The following is an 11,641-nucleotide window of genomic DNA, read 5'->3' as shown; positions in this document are numbered from 1 at the left end:
CGCCAGGGTGCCGGTGAGCCGTTGGTGCTGGTGCACGGGATCGGCGGGAACTGGCGGATCTGGTCACCGGTGCTCCGTCGGTTGGCGGCGCGGCGCGACGTCGTACTGGTCGATCTGCCGGGCTATGGTGGCTCGCCCCGGTCCGAAGTGGGCGACGCGTCGGGCGTGGGTCCACTTGCGGACGCGACCGCGCGTTTCCTGGACGGTCTGAACATCGAGACCGCGCATCTCGCCGGGAACTCGATGGGTGGCTGGGTGGCGCTCGAACTTGCCAAACGCGGTCGGGCCCGTACGGTCACCGTCTTCTCGCCGGCTGGCTTCTACAACGACTTCGGGGCCGCCTATCTGCGGGCATCGCTCCGGGCCTCGGCGCGGGTGGCGCGTGCGCTTGCGCCGACTGCGGACCGTGTGTTCGATAGTGGACTGTGGCGCACGGCGCTGTACGCCCAATCCATGGGGCGGTCATGGCGGTTACCCGGCGACGACGCGGCGGCGATCCTGCGGGCCGTCGCCGGGTCCGCGAACTTCGACGCGGACCTTGTCGCGATCACCCGTGACCGGTTCGAGTACGACCGGGTCATCCCGGTGCCGGTCACGATCGCCTGGGGATGGCGTGACCGGCTGCTGCTGCCCTGGCAGGGGCGACGGGCCGCCCGGATGATCCCGGGGGCCCGGCTGGTACTGCTTCCCGGTGTCGGGCACCTTCCGACCTTCGACGACCCGGACCTGGTGGCGGACGTGCTGCTGTGCGGATCAGCAGCGGCGTCCGGCTGACTCCGCGCCTACCCGTAGTTGTGACTGTTCTCCGGGTGGTTCGGGCCGGGCCTGGCGGCGGCCGCGCTGCTGGCGGCATGCCGATGCGCAGCGGCCTGCCCCTGCTGGACTGCGGCATGGTCCTCCGAGGCGGCCCGGCGGGACCGGTCACGCCAGAGAAGGTATCCCGTGACCAGGCCGATTGCGGCGGCGACGCCGATAATTGCCCATGTCCATGTCATGGCTCCAGCGTAGACCCGCTGATCGATGGGTCGGGGTCACGCTGGCGCCGACCCAAGGGGGTCTCCGACCTGGACCGGGCCGGGTTCCTGCCGACCGCGTTGCTCGACCCGCAGCAGCGTGGCGTGGCACTGCGCTACCTGGCGGTGCTGGTCGGGCGGGCCGACTACCAGGGGGCCGACCTGCTGGTCCGCCGGGTGCTGGCCACACTGTCGCCGGCGCAGCGGGCCGACGAGCGGACGCTCCAACTCGCCCTGGAACAGGGGCGGGCCTGCCCCGATCCGGCGGCCCGGGTCGTGGCCGAGACCACCCCCGGATAGTCGACGAACCGAAGTCGTCACCGTCCGGTTGCTGTCGGCTATCTGACCGCGGCCAGGCGGAGACGTGGGCCGTTCTCGATCTTCGTATCGACCTACGCTTCGTCGCATGTTCGACACGCTGCGGCAGGACTTTCGGCGTAACCGGGATCCGCTGGCCAGGCTCGTGCTGACGGTCTTCCGGCTCGGGCAGTGGACGCACGCCCGACGTACGCTGCCCCGGCGGCTGTGCGCGGTGCCGTACAAGATTCTCAATCTGCTGGTGATCCGGCTCGGCACCAACAGCGACCTGCCCCGGGAACTGCAATGTGGGCCGGGGCTCAAACTGTTCCATCCGTACGGACTGGTCCTGCACCGGGGCGCCCGCCTCGGGGAGAACGTCAGCATGTACCACAACGTCACGGTCGGCCGGAAGGACTTCACCGGTGAACCGGTCATCGGCGCGGGAGTGACCCTGGGGGCTGGTGCGGTCGTGCTGGGGCCGGTCGTGATCGGCCGTGCCGCGAAGATCGGTGCGGGCGCGACCGTCCTCGACGACGTGCCGGAGGGCGGCCGGGCGCTCGGGCCGCGAGCCGTGGTGGTGGGACCCGCCGAGTCGGCCGCGCGGACGGGTGCCGGGTAATCCCGGAATCGGCATGTCAGCCGGGCGAACGTGGCGATGATGAGAGGGTGAAGAGTCCGGCTGGCATCCCAGATGCCGGAATCGCGTGAGCCAGACCGGGCCTCGACGGGCACGGCTCGGACGCCGTCCCCGCGTTCCGGTGCCTCACCCGTCGTCCAGGCTGCTGCGACGGGTCCCGAGGAGGTGCTCACAAGCCTGGGCGGCAACCGTGACGGCCTGACGGCCGGGGAGGCGGCCCGCAGGCTGACCGAGCACGGACCCAACGTCGTATCCACCTACCGGCTGTCGGCGCTGTCCGTGCTGGCGCGGCAGCTGCGCTCGCCCCTGCTGGCGCTGTTGCTGGCTGCCGCCGCAGTGTCCTTCGTCGTGGGGCAGCGAACGGATGCTGTGGTGATCGGGGTGATCCTGGCGATCAGCGTCGGTTTCGGATTCGTCAACGAGTACCGGGCCGAACGGACCGGGGCCTCGCTGCACGAGCGGATCCAGCACACGGCGCAGGTGGTCCGGGACGGCGCGGTCCAGCGGGTCAACGAGCGCGACGTGGTCCCCGGTGATCTCCTGCGGTTGGGGCTGGGCAGTGTGGTCGCCGCCGACGTGCGGTTGATCGAGGCGGAACGGCTGGTCTGCGACGAGTCGGTGTTGACCGGGGAGTCGGTGACGGTCGTCAAACAGACCGCACCGGTCGCCCCCGGTGCGGCACTCGCCGACCTGACCTCGTGTTGCCTCATGGGCACCGTGGTCCGGGGCGGGGCCGGGCTGGGCGTGGTCGTGGCCACCGGCGCCGACACCGAGTTCGGTCGGGTCGCCGCCGGCCTGAGCAGACGTCGGACCGAGACCGAGTTCCAGACCGGATTGCGACGGTTCTCGCTGATGCTGGCCCGGATAGCGGGTGTGCTGACGGCGTTGATCTTCGTGGTCAACCTGTTCACCCACAAGCCGATCATCGATGCGGTGCTGTTCAGCCTGGCCATCGCGGTCGGTATCACGCCACAACTGCTACCGGCGGTGGTCACGACCACCCTGGCCACCGGCAGCCGGCGACTCGCCGCCCGGCGGGTGCTCGTGAAGCGGTTGGTCTGCGTCGAGGACCTGGGCAACGTCGAGGTGCTCTTCACCGACAAGACCGGCACGCTGACCGAAGGGACGGTCCGGCTGCGGACCACGTTGAACCGCGACGGACAACCTGATGATCGACTGCTCCTGCTCGGGTTGGTGGCCGGCGACCGGGACCCGGCACAGCGGGACGACCAGGATCAGGGCAACCCCCTGGACGTGGCGCTGTGCCAGGCCCCGGCGGCGGCCAGCCAGCCGGTCGGCGACTACCGACGGATCGGGGTGTTGCCCTTCGACTCCGACCGACGGCGGGTCACGGTCCTGGTCGATACACCACACGGGCGGCAACTGGTGGTCAAGGGCGCACCCGAGGAGGTGATGACGCTCTGCACGGACGTGCCACCGGACGGACAGGCGATGTTGGCTGACCAGGTGGCCGCTGGTGCCCGGGTTCTCACGGTAGCCACCCGACCGGCACCGGACCTGGAGCATCCGACCCCGCAGGACGAGCGGGACCTGTCGTTCGCCGGCCTGCTGATCTTCGATGACGCAGTCAAGGCCCAGGCCAGGAACGCGTTGGCGCAGTTGGCCCGGCTCGGCGTCGCCGTCAAGGTCATCACCGGTGACCACCCCGCCGTGGCCGAGCGGGTCTGCCGGGACCTCGGCCTGACGGTCACCGGTGTGTTGACCGGGAAGGAGCTGGGCGAGATCGCCGACGGTGACCTGCCCGCAACTGTCGCCGCGACCACCATCTTCGGGCGGGTGGGGCCGGACGACAAGGCGCGCATCGTCCATGCCCAGCGCAGCGTCGGTGCCGACGTCGCATTCCTCGGTGACGGGGTCAACGACGCCGTGGCCCTGCACACCGCCGACGTGGGGATCTCCGTCGACACCGCCACCGACGTCGCCAAGGACGCGGCCGACGTGCTGTTGCTGGAGAAGGATCTCGGGGTCCTGGCACAGGGGGTGACCGAGGGACGGCGGGCCTTCGCCAACACGATCAAGTACATCCTGATGGGAACGTCGAGCAACTTCGGCAACATGTTCAGTGCTGCGGGCGCGTCGACCTTCCTGTCCTTCCTACCGTTGTTGCCGTCGCAGATCCTGCTCAACAACCTGATCTACGACCTGACCCAGGTGGCCATCCCCAGCGACCGGGTGGATCCGGAGCAACTCGCCCGACCGGCGCACTGGAGCCTGCGGGAGATCCGGCGGTTCATGTTCATCTTCGGGCCGCTGTCGTCGATGTTCGACTTCCTCACCTTCGCGCTCCTGCTGTTGCTGCTGCACGCCGGACCTCCCGAGTTCCGGTCCGGTTGGTTCGTCGAGTCGCTGGCCACCCAGACACTGGTCATCTTCGTGATCCGTACCCAGGTCAGCCCGTTCTGGCGTAGCCGCCCGAGCCGACCCCTGCTGTTCGCCGCCCTGGCCGGCGTCACCGTGGCGGTCCTGCTGCCGTACAGCCCGTTGGCCGGGACACTCGGCTTCACCCGGTTGCCGTCGGTGTTCCTGATCGTGGTCGTCGTGCTGGTGGCCGTGTACCTGGCGATGGTCGAAACAACCAAACGCATCCTCTTCAGCTCCAGCAACCTGTTGCGCCCGGCGCCCGGACCACGTCGACCCGAACGGCCGCACCGCTCTGCTGCTGCCCGGATGATCAATCGGTTCACCACCCACCACCCTCGACGAAGGTCGAGGACGGTGGGTGCGGCGGCCTGAAGCCTGCGCCGCCGTCCCGGGCGGGCTATTGAGTGCCGGCGGTGGGCACGGCGGACGTGTCCACGACCTGGGTGACCGGCATCCGTGGTGTGTGGGGTGGCGCAGGCTGCGCCGGGTCGGCGATCCCCAGCCGCAACGCAAGGTACGGGTAACCGAGGTCGGCCAGTAACCGGCGCAGCGTGTGCCGGGTGCTGACCACCTCGACCACCGCGCTGAGCGGCACCACCGACACGCCGAGTCGGGTGGCGGTCAGCCAGGCCGCAGACAACGCCTCACCGGCCCGTAGCCAGTTCTTCGGCTCGTCCTCGTCGCCGTACAGCAGCCCGTAGGCGGCGGCCCGGTCGTGGCCCGGTCCGACCGGCAGGGTGCCCTCCCGGCCGAAGTCCCGGCCCGGCACCGTGGTCTCCGCCGCGTGTGCGGGCAGCACCTCCGCCGGCAGTCCGGTGCCGGCCGGGCCGGTCCGGGTAGTCCAGTACTGGAGTTCCTGTTGGAACACCGGGTCCTTGGCCTCCACCTCGGCGGCCCGGGACGCTGCGGCGGCCAGTTCGTAGACCTGGTTGGCGCCGAGGATGTGCAGTTGCAGGTCCTCGTCCGCCACCGCCTTCCTGATCGCGTCCAGCGACCTGGTCGGCACCGGCTCGGTGCTGACCGGTCGGCGGTCCGTGTGCCGTTCCCGCAGGCAGGCCGCCAGTTCGACGGCGTCGGAGGTCGGCGCGCTCGGCCCGGTGACGACGATCCTGGCCAGGAGGTCCGGGTCGGCCGGATCAGGCAACCGGGTGACCCGGGCCGCCCAGCCCTGTGCCGCCAGCGCCACCCGGGCGTGGTGCAGCCCGGTGCCGCAGCTCACCGCCAGCAGCCGTCCATCCGGATCGGTGACGGCCAGTTGCCGGTCGCGTACGGCGTACAGCTCCAGGCCGTCCGGCTGGACCCGCCAGCGCCACGGTTGGGTGTTGTGCACCGAGGGCGCGTAGCCGGCCGCCGTGGCGGCCTCGGTCAGCGCGGCAGTCAGCGACCGGCTGGTCTCCGGCGTCTCGTCGGTCATTCTCGCGCCCCTTCCGTCTGATCCATCGTGCCCGACCGGGTGCTGGTCCGAGGTTACTTGCCGGTCCACGCCACCCGGACAATGGTCTCCGTCCCGGGAAGGACAGCACGTCCAGCGCCGGGAAGCCGCCCGGACCGTCGTGTCGCACCCTGAGCCTGACGACGGCAGGAATGCCCGCGTCGACACACCACTAGACTCCCGACGTGACGGGGATATCGGTGGGAATCGACTTTGGAACGTCCAATACGGTTGCCGTTCTGCGGCGTCGTGACGGTCGGACCACACCCTTGTTGCTGGACGGCACGCCACTGCTGCCATCGGCGGTCTTCGTCGAGCCCGGCGGCCGGCTGGTGACCGGCCGCGAGGCGTGGCACGGCGGCCGGGTCAGCCCGCAGCGGTGCGAGCCGAATCCCAAACAGCGTATCGACGACGGCACGGTGCTGCTCGGTGATCGGGAGGTGCCGGTCGTCGACCTCGTCACCGCGGTGCTCACCCGGGTCCGTGAGGAGGTCACCCGCGCGGCCGGCGGCCAGCCGGACAGCGTGGTCGTCACCCATCCCGCGTCCTGGGGACAGCAGCGCCGAGCGCTACTGTCCACCGCCGCCGTGCAGGCCGGCCTGCCCACGCACCGGCTGGTTCCCGAGCCGGTCGCGGCGGCCGGCTACTTCGTGGAGGTGCTCGGCAGTTCACTACCGGTGGGTGCCTGCCTGGTCGTCTACGACCTGGGGGCGGGTACGTTCGACGTGGCCGTGGTGCGCCGTGAGACGACCGGATATCGGGTCCTGGCCGACCGGGGACTGCCCGACACGGGTGGGCTGGACGTGGACGCCGCGATCGTCGCCCACCTCGGCGCGGTCTTCGCCGGTCGGCAGCCGGAGCAGTGGCGGCGGCTGACCGAGCCGGCCACCACGACCGACCGGCGGGCGCGGTGGCTGATGTGGGAGGACGTCCGTGCGGCGAAGGAGGTGCTGTCCCGCGCCGCCCAGGCCGTGATCCCGGTCCCGTTGCTGGACCAGGACGCACCGTTGGGGCGGGAGCAGCTCGAACAACTCGCCCGGCCGCTGCTGGACCGGACCGTGGACGCCACCCGGGCTGCCGTACGTGCCGCCGGGCTGACCCCGGCTGACCTGCACGGCATCCTGCTGGTCGGTGGTGCCAGCCGGATTCCGCTGGTCAGCACACTGCTGTTACGGGCCTTCGGCGTCGTGCCCACCGCGATCGAGCAACCCGAACTCGTCGTCGCCGAAGGTGCCGTGGTGTCCGCCGCACAGACCCCGGAGGTTGCCCCCGTCTTTCCTGCCGTCGCTGCCCGGCAGGCCGGGACACCCGCGCCACCCGACACGGGGTCGAATGTGCGGCCCGGGGCCGGGACGAATGTGCGGCATGACGCGGGGACGAATGTGCGGCCCGACGCGGGGACGAGTATGCGGCCCGGGGCCGGGCCGGCTCCGCTTTCGGTGGCTACCGCCGTACTTTCCCCGGGGGATGCCCCGGCCCGGCCGGCACCGGTGGTGGTGTCCGGCCGGCGCACCGGGCCGGTCCGGGTACTGGCCACGCTGTTCGCGGTGGTCGCCGTCGCCATCCTGGCGTACGTGCCGTTCTCGACCGGTGTCGGCGGGAGCCGACCGGAGGACGCCACGATGACGCTCAACGGTGCGCCACTGAGCGAAGACCTGGTTCTCGACCTCGGCCAGCCGATGGTCCTCGAAGGCGCGCTGGGCGACGAGACGGACAGCCAGGTGACCAGGGTCGAGGTGGAGTACCAGTACCTCGGGTTCTGGACGTCGGAGACGGTACAGGCACCGGCGTTCACCCAGGCGGGACGCTGGGTCGCCGAGGTCTCTCCACCGTCCGGACTCGCCGGCCTGGTCGGCGGCGCGCTGGAGCTGAGCATCAGGCTGTACGACGTGAACGAGGAACTGCTGCCGTTCGGCTCCTCGCCCCAGTACGTCCAGGTCGCACTACCGCTGTGGAACGCGCCCTGGCTGGGGGCGCTACTGACCCTGGCTGCCGGCGGACTGGTGCTGGCCGTACTCGTCGTACGCGGCCGTCAGGTGCCGCCGGTCTGGGCCGGTGTCGCCACCGCGGCGCTGACCGTTCTCATGTGGACCTTCGTGCTGTTCGTGATCAACCTGAGCGGGAAGCCCGAGGAGGTGTTCGGGGTCCTGGGCATCGCCACCGTCGAAGGGGCGGCGGTGGGCCTGGCGCTGTGGCGTGCCTGGCAGGGCAGGGGCGGGCCGGTGCCACTGGCCGCAGCGATCGGTGTTCCGGTCGCCGCGGCTTGGTGGCTGGCCGTCAACTGTCTGAACCGGACCGACTCCCACATCGGGCAGCTGGTGGAGTTGGCATTCCTCGGCGCGTTGGCCGGGGCGGCCGTGATGATCACCCGTACCGGACGGACCGCCACCCACCGGGCCGCGTAGCAGCGGCCCGGCGAAGCCGGGTGGCAGCCGCCGCCGACTCTGGAAACAACTGCGCGACGGGCCGGTGCGTCAGGGCGCCGGCAGTTCCCGGACCACGGCGACCGGGCACTGGCTGTGCTGCATCAACTGCTGGCTGACCGAGCCGAGCAGCATTCCCCGGAAGCCGCCCCGGCCCCGGGAGCCGACGACGATCAACCGGGCGTCGACCGACGCCTTGATCAGGGCGGACGTCGGTTGCTCGATGATCACCTCAGGGGTGATGGTGACCCCCGGGTACTTCTCCCGCCAGGCGATCAGCATCTCCTGTACGGCCGCCAGTTCACTGTCCGTGATCCTGGCCAGATCCGCCTCCGGCGGGTGCCACTTGGCCGCCGGGGGTGCCCAGACCCGGATGACGCGTACCGGCACCTTCCACCCGTCCGCCCGGTCGAGGGCGAAGTCGAGCGCGAGGAGCGACTCCTCCGAGCCGTCCACCCCGACGACGACCGGCCCGGGGCGGGCCGACCCGACCGGTTCGGGATCGCGTACGACGACCACCGGGCAGTGTGCGTGGGCGGAGACCGAGACGGTGGTCGACCCGGCCAGGAGACCGGCGAAGCCACCGTGTCCCCGGCTGCCCAGCACCACCACCGACGCCTTCGCCGACCGGTCCTGGAGCAGCGGGGCGGGTGGACCGTCCAGCAGTTCACCACGTACGTCCACACCGGGGTGCGTTCTGGCGGCCTCGGCGACCGTCTCCCGCAGCAGCGATTCGATCTCCTTGCGGGCCACGTCGTCGGGCCACACCCCGACCCCGATACCGGGTCCGATCCATCCGGCCGTGGTCATCCACTCGAAGGCGTACGCCAGCACCACCGGCGCTCCACTGCGGGCACCCTCGTCGAGTGCCCAGGCCACGGCGGCGCGGGAGCCGTCGGAGCCGTCGTAGCCGACCAGGATCGGGTGGGGCGTGCCTGACGGCGTACGGCCGGTGATCATTGTGGCCTCCTTCGCGTTCCGTGCCGTCCCGTGCCTCCCCGCCGGGGAGATCCGGGACCGGCGGTCGTCAGTCCGGGGACGTACCCAGCCAGCGCCATTCGGTAACCAGCGGCGAGTCCTCCCCGTACCGTCGGGTGTGCTCCCGACACGCCCGACGGGCGTCGACCATCGCCTGGCGTAGCTCCTGCCCCGCATGGTCGGCGAGGCCGGGAACCCGGTCGATGACGTCGATCACGAGGTGGAACCGGTCGAGGTTGTTGAGCATCAGCATGTCGAAGGGCGTCGTGGTGGTGCCCTCCTCCAGGTAGCCGCGGACATGCAGGTTCTGGTGGTTGCTCCGCCGGTAGGTCAGCCGGTGGATCAGCCACGGGTAGCCGTGATAAGCGAAGATCACCGGCTTGTCGCAGGTGAAGACCCGGTCGAAGTCAGGGTCGGGCAGACCGTGCGGATGTTCGGTGTCCGGCTGCAACCGGGTGAGGTCGACCACGTTGACCACCCGTACCCGCAGCGTCGGCAGATGCCGGCGCAGCAGGTCGGCGGCGGCCAGCGTCTCCAGGGTCGGTACGTCGCCCGCACAGGCCAGCACCACGTCCGGCTCGTCGGGACCGGGTGAACCTGCCCAGTGCCAGGTGCCCAGCCCGTCCCGGCAGTGCCGGACCGCCTCGTCCATGGTCAACCAGCACGGGGACGGGTGTTTGCCGGCGACCACGACGTTGACGTAGTGCCGACTGCGCAGGCAGTGGTCCATGGTGACCAGCAGCGTGTTGGCGTCCGGTGGCAGGTAGACCCGGACGATCTCCGCCTTCTTGTTCATCACATGGTCGATGAAGCCCGGATCCTGGTGGGAGAAACCGTTGTGGTCCTGTTGCCAGACGTGGCTGGACAACAGGTAGTTCAGTGAGGCGATGGGCCGCCGCCAGGGGATCTGCCGGCTCACCTTGAGCCACTTGGCATGCTGGTTGAACATCGAGTCGACGATGTGGATGAACGCCTCGTAGCTGGTGAAGATCCCGTGCCGGCCGGTCAGCAGATAGCCTTCCAGCCAGCCCTGGCACAGATGCTCGGAGAGCACCTCCATCACCCGGCCGGTCGGGGAGAGATGGTCGTCGTTGGGGCGCAGCGCACCGACGAAGGCCCGGTCGGTGACCTCGAACGCGGCGTCGAGCCGGTTGGAGGCCACCTCGTCCGGGGCGAAGAGCCGGAACCGGTCCGGGTTGGCGGTGATGACGTCACGAATCCAGCCACCGAGCGTCCAGGTCGCCCCGACCACGGTCGCGCCCGGTTCGGGCACCGGTACGGCGTACTCACGGAAGTCGGGCAGGGCCAGGTCACGTAGGAGCAGACCGCCGTTGGTGGTCGGATTGGCGCTCATCCGCCGCGCGCCGGTGGGGGACAGGGCGGTCAGTTCGGCCACCGGTGATCCGTCCGCGTCGAACAGTTCCTCCGGGCGGTACCCCCGCAGCCAACGTTCCAGTTCGGCGAGGTGCGCAGGGTTGCCCCGTACGCCGGCCAGCGGGACCTGATGGGCGTGGAACGTGCCCTCGACCTGCTGCCCGCTGACCTGCTGCGGGCCGGTCCAGCCCTTGGGGGTGCGCAGTACGATCATCGGCCACCTCGGCCGATCGGCCCGGCCGGATTCCCGGGCGTGCCGCTGGGCGGCGGCGATGTCGTCGAGCGCCCGGTCCAGGACACCGGCCAACTCCTGGTGCACCCGGAAACTGTCGTCACCGGTCGCCGGATGGTCCCGGTCGACCCCGTCGACGACGTACGGCTGGTAGCCGAAGCCGTGCAACATCGCCAGCAGATCCTCCGGGGGGATCCGGTCGAGCACCGTCGGGTTGGCGATCTTGTAGCCGTTGAGGTGCAGGATCGGCAGTACCGCGCCGTCGCGGACCGGATTGAGGAAGACGTTGGACAGCCAGCTGCCGGCCAGCGGGCCGGTCTCGGCCTCACCGTCGCCGATCACGCAGGCGACCACCAGGTCCGGGTTGTCGAAGGCGGCACCGTAGGCGTGCATCAGCGAGTAGCCCAGTTCGCCGCCCTCGTGGATCGATCCCGGTATCTCTGCGGCGACGTGGCTGGGGATGCCACCGGGGAAGGAGAACTGCCGGAACAGGCGGGCCATGCCGGTTCCGTCGCGGCTCACCTCCGGGTAGCACTCGCTGTAGGTGCCTTCCAGCCAGGTGTTCGCCACGATCGCCGGGCCGCCGTGTCCCGGCCCGGTCACGAAGATCATGTCCAGGTCCCGGCGGACGATGGCCCGATTCAGGTGTACGTAGATCAGGTTGAGCCCGGGACCGGTCCCCCAGTGACCGAGCAGTCGGGGCTTGATGTCCGACGGCACCAGCGCCCGGCGCAGCAACGGATTGTCGAGCAGGTAGATCTGCCCGGCGGTCAGGTAGTTCGCGGCTCGCCAGTAGGCGTCCAGCCGGCGTACCTCGTTCCCGGTCAACGGGGCCCGCTGGCCCGACCAAGTCTCCATCCGCCCGTGTCC

At 70.5% G+C, this 11,641-nt stretch carries 9 protein-coding genes; 5 read left to right on the top strand and 4 right to left on the bottom strand.

Features of this window, described 5'->3' with window-relative positions:
- The first annotated feature begins 24 nt into the window (after positions 1 to 24).
- Positions 25 to 774: an alpha/beta fold hydrolase gene (locus tag ACFQ4H_RS08155; protein ID WP_377569014.1), complete on the top strand. Its 750-nt coding sequence runs from the start codon at positions 25 to 27 to the stop codon at positions 772 to 774.
- 8 nt (positions 775 to 782) lie between these two features.
- Here ACFQ4H_RS08155 and ACFQ4H_RS08150 read toward each other — a convergent pair whose 3' ends face one another.
- Positions 783 to 995, bottom strand: a complete 213-nt coding sequence (locus ACFQ4H_RS08150; RefSeq protein WP_377568800.1) for a hypothetical protein — start codon at positions 993 to 995, stop codon at positions 783 to 785.
- A gap of 123 nt (positions 996 to 1,118) precedes the next feature.
- Here ACFQ4H_RS08150 and ACFQ4H_RS08145 point away from each other — a divergent pair, with 123 nt between their 5' ends.
- From ACFQ4H_RS08145 to mgtA, 3 genes are all read left to right on the top strand, one after another.
- Entirely contained in the window at positions 1,119 to 1,313 is a 195-nt protein-coding gene (locus ACFQ4H_RS08145) for a hypothetical protein (protein WP_377568797.1), read from the top strand.
- A gap of 106 nt (positions 1,314 to 1,419) precedes the next feature.
- Positions 1,420 to 1,932, top strand: coding sequence for a serine O-acetyltransferase (locus ACFQ4H_RS08140; RefSeq protein ID WP_377568794.1), 513 nt, complete (start codon positions 1,420 to 1,422; stop codon positions 1,930 to 1,932).
- 72 nt (positions 1,933 to 2,004) lie between these two features.
- Entirely contained in the window at positions 2,005 to 4,704 is a 2,700-nt protein-coding gene (gene mgtA / locus ACFQ4H_RS08135; protein WP_377568791.1) for a magnesium-translocating P-type ATPase, read from the top strand.
- A 25-nt stretch (positions 4,705 to 4,729) separates the two neighbouring features.
- Here mgtA and ACFQ4H_RS08130 read toward each other — a convergent pair whose 3' ends face one another.
- A complete protein-coding gene (locus ACFQ4H_RS08130; RefSeq protein ID WP_377568788.1) occupies positions 4,730 to 5,746 on the bottom strand; it encodes an Acg family FMN-binding oxidoreductase in 1,017 nt (338 codons plus the stop codon).
- 203 nt (positions 5,747 to 5,949) lie between these two features.
- Between ACFQ4H_RS08130 and ACFQ4H_RS08125 the strand changes: the two genes are divergently transcribed.
- Positions 5,950 to 8,169 (top strand): Hsp70 family protein, encoded by a 2,220-nt coding sequence (locus ACFQ4H_RS08125; protein WP_377568785.1) that lies wholly within the window; start codon positions 5,950 to 5,952, stop codon positions 8,167 to 8,169.
- 69 nt (positions 8,170 to 8,238) lie between these two features.
- Here the strand turns inward: ACFQ4H_RS08125 and ACFQ4H_RS08120 are convergent, their stop codons facing one another.
- Positions 8,239 to 9,147 (bottom strand): universal stress protein, encoded by a 909-nt coding sequence (locus ACFQ4H_RS08120; protein ID WP_377568781.1) that lies wholly within the window; start codon positions 9,145 to 9,147, stop codon positions 8,239 to 8,241.
- Positions 9,148 to 9,214: 67 nt separating this feature from the next.
- Positions 9,215 to 11,629 carry a phosphoketolase family protein gene (locus ACFQ4H_RS08115; RefSeq protein WP_377568778.1) on the bottom strand — a complete coding sequence of 805 codons (2,415 nt, stop codon included), beginning with the start codon at positions 11,627 to 11,629 and terminating at the stop codon, positions 9,215 to 9,217.
- Between the last annotated feature and the right edge of the window lie 12 nt (positions 11,630 to 11,641).

The organism is Micromonospora sonneratiae (assembly GCF_042679305.1).
GTDB classification, from domain to species: Bacteria; Actinomycetota; Actinomycetes; order Mycobacteriales; family Micromonosporaceae; genus Micromonospora_H; species Micromonospora_H sonneratiae.
This window is presented reverse-complemented; position numbering and strand designations above follow the sequence as displayed.